Source organism: Chryseobacterium vrystaatense (genome assembly GCF_000737765.1).
Lineage (GTDB): Bacteria > Bacteroidota > Bacteroidia > Flavobacteriales > Weeksellaceae > Chryseobacterium > Chryseobacterium vrystaatense.
The window spans coordinates 251,082-270,553 of the sequence record NZ_JPRI01000004.1; the positions used below are offsets into that span (position 1 = coordinate 251,082).

The 19,472-nt window shown below is 36.3% G+C and carries 23 protein-coding genes; 14 read left to right on the forward strand and 9 right to left on the reverse strand.

Annotated elements, in window-relative coordinates; translation table 11 throughout:
• Nucleotides 1-24: 24 nt before the first annotated feature.
• Nucleotides 25-756: a WG repeat-containing protein gene (locus tag IW16_RS13165; protein ID WP_165571980.1), complete on the forward strand. Its 732-nt coding sequence runs from the start codon at nt 25-27 to the stop codon at nt 754-756.
• A 115-nt stretch (nt 757-871) separates the two neighbouring features.
• Here IW16_RS13165 and IW16_RS13170 read toward each other — a convergent pair whose 3' ends face one another.
• Nucleotides 872-1,465 (reverse strand): hypothetical protein, encoded by a 594-nt coding sequence (locus tag IW16_RS13170; protein ID WP_034744965.1) that lies wholly within the window; start codon nt 1,463-1,465, stop codon nt 872-874.
• Between the two features lie 23 nt (nt 1,466-1,488).
• Nucleotides 1,489-2,022, reverse strand: coding sequence for a hypothetical protein (locus IW16_RS13175; protein WP_034744967.1), 534 nt, complete (start codon nt 2,020-2,022; stop codon nt 1,489-1,491).
• A gap of 208 nt (nt 2,023-2,230) precedes the next feature.
• Here IW16_RS13175 and IW16_RS13180 point away from each other — a divergent pair, with 208 nt between their 5' ends.
• The 4 genes from IW16_RS13180 (at nt 2,231) to IW16_RS13195 (ending at nt 5,369) form a co-directional block, all read left to right on the forward strand.
• Nucleotides 2,231-2,626, forward strand: a complete 396-nt coding sequence (locus tag IW16_RS13180; protein ID WP_034744969.1) for a VOC family protein — start codon at nt 2,231-2,233, stop codon at nt 2,624-2,626.
• Between the two features lie 197 nt (nt 2,627-2,823).
• Nucleotides 2,824-3,696, forward strand: a complete 873-nt coding sequence (locus IW16_RS13185; protein ID WP_034744971.1) for a DMT family transporter — start codon at nt 2,824-2,826, stop codon at nt 3,694-3,696.
• 321 nt (nt 3,697-4,017) lie between these two features.
• Complete coding sequence (locus tag IW16_RS13190) at nt 4,018-4,830, forward strand: helix-turn-helix domain-containing protein (protein ID WP_034744973.1); 813 nt, start codon at nt 4,018-4,020, stop codon at nt 4,828-4,830.
• 65 nt (nt 4,831-4,895) lie between these two features.
• A complete protein-coding gene (locus IW16_RS13195) occupies nt 4,896-5,369 on the forward strand; it encodes a DUF6265 family protein (RefSeq protein ID WP_034744975.1) in 474 nt (157 codons plus the stop codon).
• 96 nt (nt 5,370-5,465) lie between these two features.
• On the opposite strand, the gene IW16_RS13200 is transcribed toward IW16_RS13195, so the two are convergent.
• The gene (locus IW16_RS13200; RefSeq protein WP_051890208.1) at nt 5,466-6,335 is read right to left on the reverse strand and encodes a nucleoside hydrolase; all 870 of its coding nucleotides are present in this window, start codon (nt 6,333-6,335) and stop codon (nt 5,466-5,468) included.
• Between the two features lie 389 nt (nt 6,336-6,724).
• Entirely contained in the window at nt 6,725-6,967 is a 243-nt protein-coding gene (locus IW16_RS13205) for a SymE family type I addiction module toxin (RefSeq protein ID WP_084694545.1), read from the reverse strand.
• Nucleotides 6,968-7,139: 172 nt separating this feature from the next.
• Here IW16_RS13205 and IW16_RS13210 point away from each other — a divergent pair, with 172 nt between their 5' ends.
• The 7 genes from IW16_RS13210 (at nt 7,140) to IW16_RS13240 (ending at nt 11,424) form a co-directional block, all read left to right on the forward strand.
• Nucleotides 7,140-7,559 (forward strand): helix-turn-helix domain-containing protein, encoded by a 420-nt coding sequence (locus IW16_RS13210; RefSeq protein ID WP_034744977.1) that lies wholly within the window; start codon nt 7,140-7,142, stop codon nt 7,557-7,559.
• Between the two features lie 195 nt (nt 7,560-7,754).
• On the forward strand, nt 7,755-8,471 hold the full coding sequence (locus IW16_RS13215; protein ID WP_051890210.1) for an HNH endonuclease: 717 nt from the start codon (nt 7,755-7,757) through the stop codon (nt 8,469-8,471).
• A gap of 128 nt (nt 8,472-8,599) precedes the next feature.
• Entirely contained in the window at nt 8,600-8,917 is a 318-nt protein-coding gene (locus IW16_RS13220) for an ArsR/SmtB family transcription factor (RefSeq protein WP_034744979.1), read from the forward strand.
• A 122-nt stretch (nt 8,918-9,039) separates the two neighbouring features.
• Nucleotides 9,040-9,498 carry an SRPBCC family protein gene (locus IW16_RS13225; RefSeq protein ID WP_034744981.1) on the forward strand — a complete coding sequence of 153 codons (459 nt, stop codon included), beginning with the start codon at nt 9,040-9,042 and terminating at the stop codon, nt 9,496-9,498.
• Nucleotides 9,499-9,609: 111 nt separating this feature from the next.
• On the forward strand, nt 9,610-10,188 hold the full coding sequence (locus IW16_RS13230) for a YdeI/OmpD-associated family protein (RefSeq protein WP_034744983.1): 579 nt from the start codon (nt 9,610-9,612) through the stop codon (nt 10,186-10,188).
• 17 nt (nt 10,189-10,205) lie between these two features.
• Entirely contained in the window at nt 10,206-10,607 is a 402-nt protein-coding gene (locus IW16_RS13235; RefSeq protein ID WP_034744985.1) for a DoxX family protein, read from the forward strand.
• A 259-nt stretch (nt 10,608-10,866) separates the two neighbouring features.
• The gene (locus IW16_RS13240; RefSeq protein WP_034744987.1) at nt 10,867-11,424 is read left to right on the forward strand and encodes a DUF4256 domain-containing protein; all 558 of its coding nucleotides are present in this window, start codon (nt 10,867-10,869) and stop codon (nt 11,422-11,424) included.
• 1,049 nt (nt 11,425-12,473) lie between these two features.
• Here IW16_RS13240 and IW16_RS13250 read toward each other — a convergent pair.
• Nucleotides 12,474-13,433, reverse strand: coding sequence for a hypothetical protein (locus IW16_RS13250; RefSeq protein WP_034744991.1), 960 nt, complete (start codon nt 13,431-13,433; stop codon nt 12,474-12,476).
• A 223-nt stretch (nt 13,434-13,656) separates the two neighbouring features.
• Here IW16_RS13250 and IW16_RS13255 point away from each other — a divergent pair, with 223 nt between their 5' ends.
• Nucleotides 13,657-14,157: a hypothetical protein gene (locus IW16_RS13255; protein WP_034744993.1), complete on the forward strand. Its 501-nt coding sequence runs from the start codon at nt 13,657-13,659 to the stop codon at nt 14,155-14,157.
• Nucleotides 14,158-14,255: 98 nt separating this feature from the next.
• Here IW16_RS13255 and IW16_RS13260 read toward each other — a convergent pair whose 3' ends face one another.
• Complete coding sequence (locus IW16_RS13260; RefSeq protein WP_034744995.1) at nt 14,256-15,290, reverse strand: threonine aldolase family protein; 1,035 nt, start codon at nt 15,288-15,290, stop codon at nt 14,256-14,258.
• An 85-nt stretch (nt 15,291-15,375) separates the two neighbouring features.
• Between IW16_RS13260 and IW16_RS13265 the strand changes: the two genes are divergently transcribed.
• The gene (locus IW16_RS13265; RefSeq protein ID WP_034744997.1) at nt 15,376-16,029 is read left to right on the forward strand and encodes a metal-dependent transcriptional regulator; all 654 of its coding nucleotides are present in this window, start codon (nt 15,376-15,378) and stop codon (nt 16,027-16,029) included.
• A 60-nt stretch (nt 16,030-16,089) separates the two neighbouring features.
• Here the strand turns inward: IW16_RS13265 and IW16_RS13270 are convergent, their stop codons facing one another.
• The 3 genes from IW16_RS13270 to IW16_RS13280 form a co-directional block, all read right to left on the reverse strand.
• On the reverse strand, nt 16,090-17,256 hold the full coding sequence (locus IW16_RS13270; protein WP_034744999.1) for an aminotransferase class V-fold PLP-dependent enzyme: 1,167 nt from the start codon (nt 17,254-17,256) through the stop codon (nt 16,090-16,092).
• 110 nt (nt 17,257-17,366) lie between these two features.
• On the reverse strand, nt 17,367-18,506 hold the full coding sequence (locus IW16_RS13275; RefSeq protein ID WP_034745001.1) for a hypothetical protein: 1,140 nt from the start codon (nt 18,504-18,506) through the stop codon (nt 17,367-17,369).
• 27 nt (nt 18,507-18,533) lie between these two features.
• Entirely contained in the window at nt 18,534-19,436 is a 903-nt protein-coding gene (locus IW16_RS13280) for a TssN family type VI secretion system protein (protein WP_034745003.1), read from the reverse strand.
• Between the last annotated feature and the right edge of the window lie 36 nt (nt 19,437-19,472).

Sequence of the window (19,472 nt, forward strand, 5' to 3'; positions counted from 1 at the left end):
TTTATGATATAATAATTTATGAATATGGAGAATCCAATTGATCTTTACGACAATTTCTTTTTTTCAAAGAAATTCGAATGTGGCATTTTTCAATTGAAAAATGGAAAAGTATTCCACGTGAAAAAAGATGCTATTGAAGAGCTTGATATTACGGAAATTATTGATTCAGAGAATGATCAGGTGCGTTATTTCAAATGTATTGAAGGCGAAAAAAAGTGGGGAATTATTCATATCTCCGGACATGAAATAATTCCTCCAATTTACGATTATATATCACCGTTAATTGAAGATAGATTTTACAAAATTTTCAATGGTGATTATTCATGGAAGTTTGATGAGCACTCATTTCAATATTTTGCAGAACACATCGATACCCATTCCTGGAATGGAGACCGTTATATTGGCGAATTATCAACCGGACAATGGGGCCTGGTTGAAATTAGTGGTGTAAATTGCACCGTTTTAATTGCTCCTGAATTTCAATGGCTGATTTTAATTGACCGAAAAATTGTTTGTTGTAATGTTGGAGGAAGCCTCATAAAATGGTATGATGGAGATGATAAAGAAGAATATCTTCAAACTTTTGGAGGACTGTGGAAAGTTATTGAAGCTTCAAAATGGCATCGCCGAACAGAAACCGGACTTGGGGAATTTAGTGAAGTATTAGAACAGTTCAAATCAGAATATTCCAAACAGTTTACTGAGGAATATACTTATACTTATCAGTTTATCTTTGATCCGCAAAAAATCCATTAATAAAGAGCACAGAGATTCTACGAAAAGTCTTCAATAATATTCAATTTAACATAATATAAATTATAAGACTTTTATAATATCGATGGAATAGAGCAAACAACTGCTCCAGAATCGATTATTTTCCAAATTTTTCTTCCAAATACTCTTTAACGACTTCCTGAAACTCTTCTTTAGTCATATACTTCTCCAGAAATGTTTCCAGGTTGCCTTCGTTCTCTATTTCCTCAAAATAATTTTCGTGATCCGTACCATATACTGTTGGATTATTTTGGTCAGGATCTGTGAGGCATACAAAATAATGATCCGGATATCCGTAAGAATAAAATATACAGATAAATTCCATTTCTGTTCCCTGTACCGTTTCCCTGATTTCATTTTCCTCTACAAAGCCTTCAAGCTCGCCAAAATCTTTTGAATCTTCTTTAAATGGCGTAAACAGCCAGTCTTTATAAAAATGCTGCCCGTAAAACTGTTCATGATTTGAAAAATAATGCTCCAGCAGATTGATGTAGAAAACTTCCTTGTCACTGCTGTACAGAACTCTGTTATTCTCGTAGAACTGATCTATTCCGTAAACATCCCATTCCTTGTCATATAAATAATTGCTGAATGTCAGGCTTTTCCAGTTCTCCGCGAAGCTTTTTTCTGGGCTTACAGCATCTGTATTTGCACCTAAAACGTTCAGTCTTTCCAGTATTTTTGTATACATTATGTTAAATTGAATAGTTTAACTTATTTAAAATCAGTTTGATAATCTCCGGCATTCCACAGTTTTTCCGTGGTCTCTTGCTGGCTGTATTCAAAATAATTCCCTTTTTTATCTTTATTTCGCTGGAATAATCTGAGATCATATGTTTTGAAATTCAGCTTCAAAAACTGATGATAATAGCCGTTTCCAAAGCATATCCGACTGTAAAACATTGATTTGAAGCTTTCTCCATCAGATATTTCGAAGGTTTTCATGCGTCTTACGATTTCGGTCAGTTCATTTTTTGTGATATCCCTTACTGTTTCCGGCTCCGGCAAGGCAATATCAAAGGCTAAATTTTCTGCTCCATCAGCTTCCCACCACTCCCACAGATTGAATTGGGACATGTCCTTCCCTGTCATTTCATGAAGTTGATGTTCAAGCTTTTTGTAGGCTGTATGATCTTCATCTCCGTTTTCATCACAATAATCTGTATACTGTAAAATAAGTTTAAGTATTTCAGGATACCGCTTTTCTGCCGTATCATAATCCGGTTCTATTTCTTTTCTTAATTCCATATCAATGCCCTGAACCGGACTGAATCCGGTGGGTACTAAATTACATCATTTTTAAAAACAGTCCTTAGTCTTTCGCAGATGATTCTACTTCCTGGAGCGTATTTTTTATAATTCCCAACGGTTCGTTAAAAGTACAAAATCTTGTCACATGACAGCTTTTATTCATCCCAAACATAATACCTTTATCCTAACCAAAAAATAAAGTAATATGAAACCTAAAATGATCTGGTCCAATCTGGCTGTAGCCAATCTGGAACGCACGTACAAATTTTATACAGACCTGGGATTTAAACCCAATGGCCCACACACTTCCGATCAACTGGTAAGCTTCTTTTTCGGGGAAAAGGATTTTATTATTCATTTCTTTCTAAAACATATCATAGAAGCTAACCTGAAGCAAATACAATTCTGTGACACAGAGAAAGTAAATGAAATCGTTTTCACTTTATCAGCTGAGACTAAAGATCAGGTAGATGCATGGGCCAAAGAAGTCGAAAAAGCTGGCGGAACCATTATTTCAGAACCGGAAAGTTTTGGAGATCATTATTATGGTTTTGTATTTGCCGATCCTGATGGTCATAAGTTTAATGTTTTTTATATGTAAGCTTAAAAAATATTTTTCCTATATTTGACTTTCAACATATCAATATGAACCGAGCGAACTGTTTGCCTCCTCCGGCACCTTAATATTTTCAAATTAATTTGAAGCGTTCTTATGCCCTTAAAATATAATGGCTGGAATTCTTATGCTTCAGATTCAGACAAAAAAATATTAATTCAAATCTTTACAGTTCATTCTCAATGAAAAAATCATATGTATTATTGCATCTGGCCGTTATTCTGGCCGGATTTACAGGCGTGTTCGGAAAACTAATCACCCTTAATGAAGGATTACTGGTCTGGTACAGACTTCTGTTCTCCTCTGTCATTTTATTCTTTATTTTAAAACTGCTGAGAATCCCGTATAAAATTTCCACACAGGAAAAGATCCGTATAATTAAAGCTGGGCTGCTCATTACCATGCACTGGCTTTTTTTCTACGCCAGCATCAAATACTCCAATATCTCAATCGGGGTGGTCTGCTACTGTCTCACCAGTTTTTTTACGGCAGTTTTCAAACCTCTGATTGACCGGGAGAAATTTAAGATCTCAGAACTGCTTCTCAGCACTTTGACTTTGCTGGGGATCAGTCTGATTTTTCATTTCGATTCCTCTTACCAGCTGGGAATTATTTTAGGGGTTGTTTCTTCGGCTTTAGGAGCGCTTTATACCATTTACAATAACCGTCTGGTAAGACATTTTGACACCAAAGTCATCAACTTTTACCAGATGATTGGCGGAACTTTATGCCTCGGAGCATTAATGCCCGTTTACCTCGCTTTTTTCCCGTCAGATAGCATAGTACCTGACTTGAAAAACACCGCTTATTTGGGTGTTTTGGCTCTTTTTTGTACTGTGGGACTGTATGTGGCTTTTGCAGAGGTTTTAAAGAAAATTCCGGCATTCACTGTGAATTTAACCTTCAATCTGGAACCTGTTTATGCCATCATTATAGCTTTTCTCTTTTTTGGAGAAAGCAAAGAAGTTGGACTTCCATTTTATATAGGCCTTTCGCTGATTATCACTTCTGTTATTTTACAGACAGTCATTTCAGTGAAGAAAGTACAATACTAAATAAAGCTATTGATTCTTTCGAAATAACAAACCATGTCAAGGTTCAACCCCCTGACATGGTTTACAAATTTTTACTTTAGCCACAAAAGTTTTTTAAACGCTTTAGCTTCTTAAGTTTAAAGCGTTGCGTATATAATGAAGTACACTAAAGTTCTTAGATAATCATTGATTTTTCTGCTGAAGTGAACTTATAATGCAGGAAGACATTAGACTTTCTTAAGTGTTCTCAAGTGTTTAAAACAAACTTTATAATGTTATTTATTAATTCCCCAACTATCTTATTAATTTAATAATTTTATAGAATCAGAATATAGATGTACTATGGATTACCAAACATTTCAGCCCAATACAGATCTTGCTCCTTTTATAAAATGCTATTGGACTCTTGACAGCCCAAAGGAAGAGATTCCACAATCTCAAACCATTGTTCCAGACGGCTGTATGGAAATGATTTTTCATTATGGGGATCTGTACAAACAATATATTGACGGAGCAGCAGTTGTGCAACCCAGAAGCTGTGTTTTCGGACAGTTAACCCAGCCTTTGAAAATAGAACCCACCGGTATTACAGGCATCTTTTCTATACGTTTTCATCATGAAGGGTTTATTCCGTTTGCTACCATTCCTATTAAAGAAATGGATGATCAGGCGGTCTCTCTGGAAACACTGTTTGGCACAGCAGGAACTGAACTTGAAAAACAGGTTATTCTGGCACCAACCATTCAGGAAAAAATCAATGCTGTTGAAATATTTCTATTGAAAAGACTGAATACAGAAACAGTAGACCGGATTATAAAGTCCACGGTAGACCTGCTTTTGAATGCTAATGGTCAAATGTCTGTAAATACACTTTCTGAGCAGACGCACATTAACCGCAGACAATTGGAGAGAAAATTTTCTTCTTCTATTGGCCTCAGTCCCAAACAGCTCTGCAAAATTATAAGACTTCAGAAGGTTCTCACTCTTCTTTTGAACAAGGAATACACCAATTTTACTACCCTTGCTCATGAGTCAGAATATTATGACCAGGCTCATTTTATTAAAGATTTTAAAGAATTTACAGGACTTACTCCCAAAGAATTTTACGGCCATAACCTACAGATGTCTTCGCTGTTTTATAAGAAAGATTTGTGATGTCGCATTTTTACAATTTTGATGCTTCACTTATGATGAATTTTGTGATTATAAAATAAACCATAATGAAAACAAAACTAATTCCTGCCATTATCGGTGTACTCATCTTAGGCGGCTGGGCTCCACAAAGAAATGAAATCAAAAAACTGGACTGGCTTCTCGGAACATGGGAAACCAAAACACCAAAAGGAAGCCTCTACGAGACCTGGTCCCGAAAAAGCGATAGCGAGTTTCAGGCAAAAAGCTATTACCTGAATAAAAAAGATACCATTATGTTTGAATTTGTACAGTTGGTGGAAAAGGACAGCAAATTGCATTATATTGTTTCTGTAAAAGGACAGCATGATGAACAGCCTGTTGATTTTGTATCAACCCCAAAATCCAATTCCTCTTCGCTAGTATTTGAAAATAAGGAAAATGACTTCCCTCAAACGATCACTTACAAAAAGATCCGCAAAGATTCTTTATTCGCTGAGATCTCCGGTATGATGAACGGAAAAATGGCCAGACAGGCATTTCCCATGAAAAAGATAAAGTAGTTGGAATCTTATGGATTACTCTGAGAAGTTAAAATTTCAGGTAAAGGATTTATAATCTTTCCTTTCCATTAAAACAAATTTCAGAATACAATGAGTTTACGGCTTGATGACCATCCACAGGTCCGTTAAATTGGGAATGTGAGTCGTAATCAAGGATACTTGTCTTTCCGGGTGGTCTTTTGCTTCCATACAACCCCACTCGCCCTTTGTTCGGTATGGGATCACTTCTGCCCAAAGGGCTTTGGAGGGATCAATAGCCAGTAAAGCGGCTACCGTATCGTGGAGCGCTTTTTCTTTGAGTTCCACGGCATCCAGGAACAGGCTGAGCCCCTTGTTATGGCTGCGAAACGGAATAAGCAGTTCAGCATCTGCTTTGGTAAAGACAGCGCCATGGCATACATTTTTACTGATCATGCGTCTTTCGTCCATCGGGATGGAGAACAGCGCTTCGGCAGCAAGCGGATTACCGTTCAGATTAAAGGTCGCGCAAGTACGTTTTCCGTCAAATTTCTCTAGGCGGTGTTCCTTCGGGATGATATTGTCTCCTGCGAAACCTCCCTGACAAAACCAGCGGTCAAAGAAAATTCCGGTTTCAAATAAAGAATGTGGATTCGTCAGTGCCGCTCCGGTTAGCAAAGTGCAGTCGGGAAATTGAAGAAGTGTTTCCGCCATGATGGTGGCCGCAGTATCGTCTGCTTCTGAATGCTCAAAATTTCCGACCCAATCCCGGTAAAAACCGGAAACACGGCTGGCTGTAGATTTGGGTGTTCCGGCTCCGATCCGGACATCTTCTCTATCCAGCATTCGTAGAATATGGCGTACAAAACCAATCTGGTCTGTTCCTCCAGGATGCACAGAGACACTTACCAGGTTAACCTTGGGATGTGTTGCTAAAATACTGAGGGTCATGGAATCGTCGGGATCAGCAGTTTCCATATCGAAATGGAAAGGCAATTTAGGCTGCATGTAGTAATTTTTTGTCTGGTTTATTAGTTTCAGCTGCAAAGATAAAGAAAATAAAAATTATGCTTTATCGGCAACCTTACTGAAGGTTATATTTAAAGCTAAAAAAGGATACTATTAAACGTAAATTTTATAAAAAATAAAGATAAGTTTCGGCTGCCTTTGGCAGCCGAAACTCTATCCATCAAGCTTCATCAGGCAAGTTCACGTGCCCTCTCTTTGCCTCCCTAAAACTCAGCACTATCCACTTTAAAACTTTGCGTTTTATAAAAAAGCACAAATCAATCAAATAATCTCCCACAGATCTCCCAGATCAGGCAGATTAAAAATAACCAAAACCTACCCAATCTGTTCCATCCGCGGGAGTAAAAAAGAACACTCCCTCCCCGGTTTTAAGCTAACGAATCACCATCCACCTCCATTTTCCTTAAAATAATCTGATTCTTGCTTACCATCACGGCTACTTTATCTCCCACTTCGAACCCACATTCCTGCACCCATTTCCCTGCAATTTTAATTTCAGGAAATAAGGCATGCCGATAGTAAGATCTTAGAAAAGATTTGCGGGAAACCGTAAGGTTCCGGTTTTGGAACAGTTTATATTTGTCCCTGAGGCTGATCTTCTTTCTCATCATTTATTGTTTTATATTGCAAACAAAGAGATATGATAAAGAATAATTCAGTTTCTAAAAGAATAGTTTATCTGAAATATGGGATATTTTATCTTGAACAAAGGGATATTATAGAATTTTATTTATTTTGAACAGGAGCTTTATTTTTATATCTTAAAACTTTATATTTGTTATTATGATTGACACAGATATGCAGAATAAAAAAATACATCATGGCCGCAACATCAAACGTTTTCGTGAAATGATGGGCATCAAACAGGAAGCTATGGCTTTTGAATTGGGTGAAGACTGGAACCAGAAAAAAGTTTCTCTTCTTGAGCAGAAAGAATCAGTAGAATCCGATATTGTAAAGCAAGTTGCTAAAATTCTGAAAATTCCTGTAGAAGCCATTGAAAGTTTTGACGAAGAACAAGCGGTGAATGTTATTGCTAATACAATCAATAATAATGACCATGCGACGATGACAAATCCTGCAGTTTTCAATTACCAACCAAGTTTCAATCCTATTGATAAAATGGTGGAACTTTATGAGCGTATGCTTGAGCAGCAGAGGGAGATGATTGAGAAGTTGGAAACGTTGATTGATAAGAAATAAAGTTTTTAAATAAAATGGCAGACGTTCACAGCAAGGAAATCAGAAGCTACAATATGAGCAAGAATTTGAAGCAATCATAAAGGCTGTAAATTCTTAAAGTAAAGATGGCGGAAAGTAGTTCTGCAAATAAAGAATGTATAAATTTTCACTGTAAAACACATTATCTGGAGAGCTACATTATACAAAGAAAAAAAAATGAGTTTAAAAGCACAGTTCCAAAAATGGCTTATTGAAAATAAACTGCAATTAACGAAACCTGACAAATATTCCAACACAATAACTACTATTTCAAATCATTTCAAAAAATCATTCAATAAAGCCATTGATTTATATGAAATAAGAAATTTGAAAGATTTACTTTTATTAAAAGATGAATATTTCAGTAATGACGAGTTTTTTCAAAAAAATAAAAGAGGAAACAGAATGTATAGTCGTTCCTGGGATCTTTATATAGAATTTTTTGTAACTAATGAGGAAAAACTTGATGATACCTTAGATCAAATTAATCAAATAAAGAATGACAATACTTTAAGCAATCTTGAGAAAGAATCAATTATTTTAAGTCGCATTGGACAAGGAAAATTTAGAGAAGAATTAATTGAACTTTGGAAAGGTTGCGCAATATCAAAATTTGACGATTCAAAATTTTTAATTGCTTCACATATTAAACCTTGGAAAAAATCTACAAATCAGGAAAAAATTGATAAATACAACGGCTTATTACTTTTACCGACCTATGATAAATTGTTTGATTTAGGATTTATCTCATTCGATGATAGTGGAAAAATAATTATTTCAAAATTGTTAAATAATTTTGATAAACTTAATATTGATAATGATATTATCATTGATATTACAAACAACAATAAAAAATACCTAAAATATCATAGGGAGAAGAGGTTAAAGCAATAACTAATTATATTAGTTATTCAATGATTTACTTTTTTTTCACATACTTCATCCTCAAAACCAACTTTTCCTCAAAAAAAACTTGCGTAGCCAAATAACTTCATTTAAATTTGTAGTCAAATAACTACACAATGAATTTAAGAAGAGATGTATTCCAGGCAATCGCAGACCCTACCAGAAGATCGATCCTGATGCTGGTGGCCGCACAATCCATGACGGCCGGAGCCATTGCTTCCAATTTCGATACCGCCAGACCTACCGTTTCCAAGCATCTTCAGATCCTTACAGAGTGTGAACTCCTAACCTCTGAACAAAACGGCCGTGAAATTACCTATCACCTAAATCCCAATAAAATGAAAGAAATAGCCGATTTTATAGAACCCTTCCGCCAAATGTGGGACGACAGATTTAATAAGCTGGAAAGTGTGATGAAAGCCTACAAGGCGTAAGGAATGAAGAATGAATAGTGAATAGTGAATAGTGAATAGTGAATAGTGAATAGTGAAAAATGATGAATTAAAATTATATCTAATACTATACTCTCAAATTACCAAATCCAACACAAAAAAATATGGAACTTAAAACAAAAATCCACGCTGAGGACGGCAAGCAGGAGATATTCATCACCAGAGAATTTGAACTTCCTGTAGAACTTCTTTTTAAAGCGTATACAGAACCCGAATTGGTAGAACAATGGATGAGCACCAAAGTCCTGAAACTGGAAAACCAACCGCATGGCGGGTATCAGTTTGAGACCTCCAATCCGCAGGGCGATGTAGTTTTCAGAGCCAACGGAACAATTCATGAATTTGTTCCCGAACAGAAAATTACACGTACTTTCCAAATGGAAAATACACCTTTCCCGGTTCAGATCGATTTTCTGGAATTTGAAAAACTAACAGATATCACAAGCAAAATCACAATCCACACCGTTTACAAATCAGTGGATTTCAGAGATCAGATGCTGAAATTACCTTTTGCACAGGGACTTAATATGGCGCATAATAGATTGGAGAAGGTTTTTGATTAGATTTCAGACACCAGACACCAGACATCAGATTTCAGATACTGGAAGTTAGCAGTTGAAATTCCCTCCCTCTCTAATACTCTAGTACTCTCCCACCCTCAAACACAAAAAACTATGAATCCAAAAGTTGATTTTTTCTTTGATGAAGCCAATCAATGGCAGAAAGAATTTGAAAAGCTAAGAACCATCCTTCTTGAAACAGGACTGGAAGAGGAACTGAAATGGGGCTGTCCATGCTACACCTACCACGGCAGAAATGTCGTTTTGATCCATGGATTTAAGGAATATTGTGCTCTCCTCTTTTTCAAAGGCGCTCTATTAAAAGATACCCGGAATATCCTTATCCAGCAGAGCGAAAATGTACAGGCAGCACGGCAGATCCGTTTTACAGCTCTTAAAGAAATTACTGATCTCGAAAAAGTAATTCCAACCTACATGTATGAAGCCGTAGAAGTAGAAAAATCAGGAATAAAAGTTCCTATGAAGAAGACTAAGGAATTCGAAATGACAGACGAATTCCAGAAGAAACTGGATGAAAGCCCGGCATTGAAAGAAGCTTTTGAATCACTCACTCCCGGAAGACAAAGAGCCTACCTGCTCCATTTTTCCTCCGCAAAACAATCCAAAACAAGAGAAACAAGAATTGAAAAATACATTCCTCAAATCCTTACAGGAAAAGGTCTGAACGATTAACTTAAAAAAACAAACTCATGGAAACACCAAACAAATCACAAAAAAGAAACAGAATCATCTATTGGATTTTCACGATCTGGATGGCATTGGGAATGGTCTCTACCGCCATTGTTCAGCTCATGAAGAATAAAGATGAACTCGCCAATTTTACCAATCTGGGCTACCCTGCCTACCTGATGACCATCATCGGGCTATGGAAACTCCTCGGAGTGATCGCTGTATTGATTCCTAAACGCCCACTGCTGAAAGAATGGGCCTATGCCGGATTTTTCTTCGTGATGTCCGGAGCATTCATCTCGCATCTCATTATTGGTGATCCATTGGGACGAACTTTTCCGGCCTTATTGCTCTTGCTTTTAGTCATTATTTCATGGTATTTCAGACCTGCGGACAGAAAGATCTCCACAACTGATTATTAATTTTTAATCCCGGGATTCTTTATACTTCTGAAAAAGGCAACCACTGAATTTTAAAAAAAACATTTTATTTTTCTCCTCAGTGAACTTATTATCTGCTCTTATTTTTAACTTACTTAATTGAACTAAAGTGTTTTTAAATAAAATCGAAGATAAAATCTTTACGCCCTAAAGCAGTCTTTGTATCATAAATTACGTCTTCGGGATTAGCCACCATACAACAGCATTCCAGAAACAAAGCACTACTAAAACAAAATTTAATATGAAAAAGAAAGCATTAACTCCAGAACAAAGCGAAACTCTTTTAAAAGTACTGAAAGCCCGTTTTGAGAAAAATATAAACCGCCATAAAGGCCTGAACTGGGAAAAGATCCAGTCCAAACTGGAAGCAGCTCCGGAAAAATTGTGGTCGCTGAACGAAATGGAAGAAACCGAAGGCGAACCCGATGTGGTAAACTACGACAAAAAAACAGACGAATACATCTTCTTCGACTGTTCTCCCGAAAGTCCGAAACGCAGAAGCCTCTGCTATGATTACCCAGCCTGGGAATCCAGAAAAGCCAACAAGCCTGAAAGCAATGCCATCGATAAAGCCTCTGAAATGGGCATCGAATTGTTAACAGAAGAACAATACCGCCAGCTTCAGGAATTGGGAAAATTTGATCTTAAAACGTCAAGCTGGGTAAAGACACCTGCCGACATCCGCGAATTGGGAGGTGCTATCTTCTGTGACCGACGGTATAATACCGTTTTTATGTATCACAATGGAGCAGATTCTTATTATGCTGCACGGGGATTTAGAGGAGTATTAAAAATATAAACCGGAGAAATTGACTCTTAAACGGTAAAAAACAAAAAAATAGAACGATGGGAGCAACAATTGAAGCATTCCTGACGAGTTAACAAAAATTCCCCCTAAAAATGTCTAACTTTTTGGGGGCAGTCCAAAACTGTTTTTTTTTATTGTTTTTGTTAGATCTATATCCTTTGTGGAATTAATAGACCCGCTTTTCCTCAACTATAATTTGATTATAGTATTGACAGTATTGAAGAACTGGAGAAAAAAACATCCCGGATCATTAATCCGGGATTATAATTTTATTCACTATTTTTTTTGAAATTTTTCACAATCAAAATTATTGAACTTATAATAAAAATAGACATTGGTAGTATAAAAGATAATGGTAAATCTTGATGATAATTATACGGATTAGTAATTCCTGTAAATACAAATGTAGATAGCAGTAATGCTATAAAACATAGAACTATGAAATATTTATCTCTATAAATTTTATAAATCCAAAAAACTATTATATTACCTATAATAAGAATAGGAATAATGAGTGCCTCCCACGGAATGTCATTCGAATTTCCTGAATAAAATAATTCTTGTGTAAAGACAAATAAATAAATCAATAAAGCAATGAACACAGGAAATCCTTTTTGATCTATTCCACATATAAGTAAAAAAGAAATAATTGAAATAATTTTAAGAATTTTTATTACCATTACTTTTAATTTTGTTAGTTACAAGTATTATTAGTTACAGGTGCAGTACCTGGTTTGGGTAATCCTCCAATTAAATTAGCTACAGTATCTGGAGTTTGAATATCAAGAGTATTAGTGTTGACTCCGGCAATTAATTCTTTCTTGTGTGATTTTTCGTCACAGGATAAAAGTAAATAATTTATGAAGTACGGTAATATGAAAATTCATAATTGCACATAATATGCAACATGTACACAGGCGTGTACATGCATTATATTGCATTTAAAGCTAGAACCTTTTCTTATGAGAGATTAATTTGCATAGCAATTTCTTACTTTAGATTTTACCAATTATAGAGTGATATTTTTTTCTAAGAATAAATTACGAACCTCTCAACCAGGGAGATTCCACACTCCAGAATATAATATTCACGCCCAGATAATGTTCCGCATACTCTACAAACTCTTCTTTGGTGAAAGGTTTTTTAGTTTTAGGATTCGTATAAGTTAATGTAGGTTCCTGAACAGCCATCGCCACTAAAGGCAATTTTCCTTTATACTGGTTAAAAAAAGGATAGGAATTTTTCATTTGGCCATTTTTATTCGGAACAATATCCGGCCCGCCCAATCCTATATTATTTTTGGCGGCCAATTCAAATAATCTCGACATATAGTGATGATCATTGTCCCATTCGCACGGAAAAAAATTGACATATTGCAAAACGTACGATGTTTTGAAAGCATTTCTTGCCAATTTCAGATTATCCAGTTCTGCCTGAAAATAACGGTCACAGCTAAAACCTGTTTTATCCCTTTTCATATCAATATCAATGGAGGTTTCCGGAAGGTTAATTCCCTGTATTTTTCCATCAAATTTTTCAGCAAGTGCTTCAATAAGTTTCTGATATCTCTTCTGAACGGCAGGGTTCCACTGCTGCGTTACCCAGCCATTTCCGATGGGTTTGTTTTCGCCCGGATTATCATATTGAGGAACCAGTCCGCCAGTGTATTCTTTTTCATTTAAAATATAATCGGGGATATATCTCGCTTCCGGTTCAAAAAACCTGTCCTGAAGCTGAATAAAAAGTTTTCTGTCTAATGAGGTTAGATACTTTAAATCACTTTCAATTCTTGAAAAATCGTAAACATCTTTTGAGGTTTCCAACGCTCTCCAGTTGTAAACGATCTGTACGCCACCGATATCTTTCCGTGTGATCATTTTTTCGATACTTTTGAGATCACCGGACGATGTATAAATATAGTTTTGTGGAGTCTGTGCCATTAAAAACTGTAGTCCTGAAAACATCAAACCCAATACAGTCATTGTCAACCTTCTTTTCATAATTGTAAAATATAAGGCTATAATGAATCATTTATCGTGCCCAAAATATTTCCCGGATCTCAAAATGGAACTTGTAGAAAATTATCAACCTTATTCTTTTAAAAGAAATTACAGATTATTTATATTGAAAATAATTTCTATTTGTATCTGATATTCTTTCATATTTAAATACTATTACTAATTTAGTACCTTGAAATTTGAATTTAATATAACAACTTTGGATATGAAAAAATTAATTTTACTGGGTTCAGTATCGGTTTTGCTGATGAACTGTAATAAAAAAACAGAAACACCGGCAGCAAAAGTTCAAACCGACACTGTAGCAGTCGTTGAGCCTGTAGTAGATACCCTGGGACCAAAATCATTCTGCTATATGGCAGTTACCGGAAAAGACAGTGTTTTTGCCTCTATTGATGATAATCTGGGAACTATTACCGGAAAACTAGCTTATAAAAACAGTGAAAAAGACAGCTCTAAAGGAGATATAACAGGCTTTAAGTCTGGAGATACCCTGAAACTGACCTACGAGTTCCAGTCTGAAGGCACAAAAAGCAAAAGAGATATTTTCTTTATTCAGAAAGATAATACTTTAACGGAAGGAATTGGTGCTCATAAAGAAGAAGACGGACAGTCCAAATATGCTGATGAGAAGAAAATCACTTATAAAGACGGACAAAAACTGGAGCCTGCAGACTGCAAAGTCGTGACAAAAGCTTTAAAATAGTCTGAAAAGCTATTTCCACATAGCAGCAGTTACTATCGGCTAATATCATAAAAATACAAAGGAGGCTTCGAAATACGAAGCCTCCTTTGTTATATATTTTACTGAAGTTCTCTTTTGATAATCTCTATAAAACGTTCGACAGGCTCATCACCTGTATTCCAAGAGGTGATCAGACGGATGGCAGAAGATTTTTCATCTATTTTTTTCCAAACAAAAAAATCAAAATGTTCAGACAGAATGGCGATCAGGTCATTGTTGATAATAGGGAAAATCTGATTGGTGTAGGTATCAGACAGGAACTGTACTCCCCTTTCCTTCAGTGCATGTTTGATCTTCATGGCCTGAACATTCGCATGTTGAGCCAGATCAAAATACAGATCATCTTTCATCAGTTCCATAAACTGGATTCCCAAAAGTCTTCCTTTAGCCAGTAATGCACCCTTTTGTTTGATATTGAATGCAAAATCCTGCTGCAGATCTTTATTATTAATCACAATAGCCTCTCCGATCAATGCTCCGTTTTTGGTTCCGCCCAGATAAAAAATATCAGTAAGTTCTGCTACCTTTTCCATGGTAAGATCATTGATTTCACAAGTCAGGCCATGTCCCAGTCGGGCTCCGTCCATAAACAGATACAGATTGTTCTCACGACAGAATCTTGAAAGTTCTTCCAATTCCTCAGCCAGATAAACTGTTCCCAACTCTGTAGAATTTGAAATATACACCAGCTTAGGCATTACCTGATGCGGAACATTACCGTGACCTTCCAGAACAGGAATGATATCAGAAGGTCTCAGCTTACCGTCTTCGGTATCAATACTTAAAACCTTATGTCCTGTAGCTTCAATAGCGCCGGTTTCGTTATTCAAAATATGCCCGGGTGCTGAAGATATTACACATTGGTAAGGCCTCAGTATTGCCGAAATGACGATCAGGTTGGCCTGCGTTCCTCCGGAGACCAGATAAATCTCTGAATCCGTACTGTTAATTTTCTTTTTGATCAGTGTTTTTGCCTGCAAAGAATATTGATCCTCTCCATACCCTGCCTCCTGTTCAAAATTAGTCTCTGTAAGTGCTTGTAGAATATTCGGGTGACAACCCTCTGAATAGTCGTTTTTAAATGAAAATTTCATAGAGTAAAATTAAAAAAAGTTAAAATAACAAGAGCAGATTTTAGATAATATTTTGTTAGATTTGTATTGAAAATCATCTAACATTTTGAGAACAACATTAACAGAAGAAAACTATTTGAAAGCCCTCTTTCATTTAGGAGACAATGAAGGGAAAGTGACCATCAATGAACTCAGCAAATTTTTGAATGTAAAAATGCCGAGCGTGAATAATATGATGAAGAAATTTGCCGAAAAAAAATGGGTCATTTATGAAACATACAAACCCCTTTTAGTTACAGAAAGCGGAAAACGTGAAGCAGCACTTGTTGTACGTAAACACAGGCTTACTGAGATGTTTCTTGTAAAAAAAATGAACTTTGGCTGGGAAAATGTCCATGAGATTGCAGAACAGCTGGAGCATGTACATTCGCAGATCTTTTTTGACAAGATGGATGAGATACTGGATTATCCCAAATTTGATCCACACGGAGAACCCATTCCGGACAAAGACGGGAATATTATCGCGCAGGATCTTCAGAAACTGAGTGTATGCAGCGTTGGCGAAACCGTAATTTTTGCGTCTGTTACTCTTTCCGATGACGGTTTCCTAAGCTATCTCAACGAAAGAAAACTACTTCTGAATACTAAATTAAAAGTTATTAAAATTGAAGATTTTGATAAATCAATGACGATAGAAATCGGTAATAATAAAGAAGTTCTCAGCAGGAAAGCTACAGAAATAATACTGGTAAAGAAGTAAAAACAAGGATCATCCGGTGGCCTTCAGCGCTTGGCCACCGGATTCCTATATTCTATGGGCCTAAGGTGTCAAAATTCTTATTACTTCGTCAATTTCTTCCGGAGTATTAAAATAGTGAGGCGAAAGCCGGATTGCCCTGTCCAGATTTTTCAGCGTAAAATCTATCAGTGCATTGCCTTTACTGCTTACCGAAAAATAGACCTTATGGTCTGTAAGTATTTTATAAATGTTTTCAATACTGCCATCGGCTGAACAAAAAGTAACAATACTTCCTAAATGATTTCCCTGATCTAAAACTCTTAGACCATTGTCATGAAGTCCAGTTCTTAATCTTTCTGCCAGTTTTTTATTATAATTTTGGATAGACTGCAGACCTACTCCTGTCGCATATTTTGCCGCTTCTGCAAAGCCGAGCATCGAACTTATGGAAGTTTCCCAGTGTTCAAATCTTTTTGCAGTTCTAAGCAGCTTATAATCGTCAAAATCAGTCCATTCCGCACCGGACATATCCAAAAACAAAGGCACCATACCTCTTTCTAAAACTCTGTCCGAAACGTATAAAAATCCCGTTCCTCTTGGTCCCCGCATAAATTTCCGGCCTGTAGCAGTAAGGAAATCACATCCTATCTTCTCTACATCTACAACCATTTGTCCAACCGACTGACAGGCATCAACAAAGTAAAGAATGTCGTAATGGCGACAAAGTTTCCCTACGCCCTCTACATTCTGGATCAGTCCGGAATTGGTTGGAATATGGGTTACCGCAATTAATTTCGGATTGTATTTTTTGATCAGATTTTCCAGATTTTCCAGATCAAGTTCATGATTGGAAAGATTTTTAGTTCTGATTATTTTCACGCCCAGTTTCTTCTGAAGGGAAATAAAGGAAATCTGATTGGAAATATAATCATCGTTAGTGGTGATAATCACATCCCCGTCTTTAAAAAGAATGCTGGACAAAGCTTTGGCATAAGCATCAGTAGAGCTTACCGTAAAGGCTATATTCTCCTCCCCTGCATTAATCAGTTTTGCTGTTTCTGTATAAAACTGGCTGATCTCTCCTTTCTTTCGGTCAGCAGCTCCATAAGCGCCGTATTGCTGCTCCAGAAGGATGTAGTCCATCATTGTTTTTACTACAATGTCTGGCATCAGTGATCCTCCCGCACTGTTTAAAAATATTTTATCTCCACAACCAGCTGTTTCCTTCCTAATGATATCTAAGTCCATGTTCTGCTTACGAATTAATTATTGAGTAGCAAATTTACAAATGAGTGTTTTTTAAACATAAAAAAATCCCGAAAATTTCTGTCCGGGATTTATATTTCTAATTGTTTTTGTTAATCTAAAACGCTCCAGCCTCTCTTCGGATTGGTGTTTGAAGAAACTTCCTGTTCGTTTACAATGATATTTTCTTTTCTCTGACCAATATAGTCCAGTTCGCTTAGTTTAGAGAAAATAATCTCCAGGCTGCGCAGCATCTGCTGGATATACAATAATGGCTCTCCACAATTATGATGGTCATAATTGGTTTCTGCTACAATAGAAAGCTGATTGAGCAAAGTATGCGGTGCAATTTCACTCCATTCTAAGCTGTAGTTCAGCATTTCTTCCAGCTCGGACGGTACCAGAAGCTGGGTAGAATTATACATATGAAGCGCTAGTTTTGCAAAGGTCTCAATCAGAAATACAGGTGGTTGCCATGGAATGATATTTCTGAACTGGAAATACATATCTCCAAAAGTATTCACCATCGTCGTACACAGGAATTTAACATTCTGTGCCAATGCAGTATTTTGATTTTTATGAGATGCTTTCTGAATAATTTTAAAAGCATACTGTTGCAGATTTCCAATCGATTTTGCATAGCTGTTGTAATAATCGATCAAAGCAGGATGGCTCTGGATAGAAGTACAAGGTGGGATAAAATTAGAATCTACCTGTGCGATATTGGCTTTTAAATCTACTTTTCCAATGATCAGATAATTTCCACCGGAATAACTGCTGTTTAATGAAGTAACCGGAAGCAGCTCGATATGGTGATTGGGCTGTGCGCTTGGATGGCGAGGCGGAATTTCTTCAGGATCAATATCTCCAAAAGGCACTTTATCGAATGGATTTACAGAGATCAGGATATAATACTCTCCGTCTGCCTGTTCTTCCGTCATCGATTTTGCCAAAGACTTTACACTGACTCTCCTGTCGCTCAGATCAATACGGTAACCTGCCATGGTAATGGCACTGCATCTTTTTATAACGAGCTGTACATCATTCGTAGCAGTATTATGAACATCAAAAATTGTTTTGTCCGTAAATTCGTTGGAAATAGGCAGAAGCCCATAATTATATGTAGTGATCCCAAGCGAGCTGGCATCTCTGATGGTGTCAATTAAAAAATTATCCTGATCATTAAGGTGTCTCTGGGAAACTTTCATCCCATCTACCCAATTGATTGCAAAATGTTTAATAGGCTGTATCATATTTAATACTTTTTAAATTTTCTGTGATTATGATTTTTTCAATACTCCTTCTTCCTCATGCTGGATCACTCTCTTGCAGATCACGACTTCATTTTCTGAAATGCCGTTTGTGGAGATGTCCTGGTCGAAATCAATATATCTTCTAAAACTGAAAAATGATTTTTTGGTGTAAAAAATCCAATAATAAGATTCTTTTTCTATATCAGAAAGATGAATGATAGAGTTTGGATTTTTATGGTTATAGTCATCAACGACTCTATAGAACCAGTCTCCGAAAGTTACCCCGGTCGGCAGCGTCTTGGCCTTGATTCTGAATCTGTTGGAATCCTCTAAGTTTTTACTTAATTCTACATTCAGTACCATTAATCGGTCAAAATCAACCCCTTCAAAATCAGGAAGTTTCTGGTCTGGAGAATATCTCCATGTTTTATAGATGTCAAAAGGAATACTGATAAACTGAATATAACAGTAATAAAATACCATTGGAACGACAAAAATCACCATACTGGTAGCAGCCATTACAGCATACCCCGCTCCCTTGCTTATCCAGTTAAAGATCAGCGTAAACAAAAATCCTCCAAAAGCAATACACGTTAATGAAAGTATGGATTCAAATAAGATACTCATTCCTACAGAATCAATATGCTTTCTGAAAAATTTGTGTAATAAATTGACATGAATGATCCCGAAAATAAGATAGATGATCTGTGCAATAAGATACCAATACGGATTAAAAAGATTGCCGGCAAAACCAAAAATACCAGGCAGGGCAAGACATAAACTGCACAGAAGAACATATATAATAATTACTTTAATTTTTATCGCAGGTTTGTTTCTTCTGAGCAAGCCCAAAATAAACATCATGATTACTGCGATTAAAGGCATTAATATATACCTTAAAAAAATACCTTTTACTGAAGAAATTTCCATTAGTTTTTTTTCAAATTTATACTTGGTTGGTCGTTG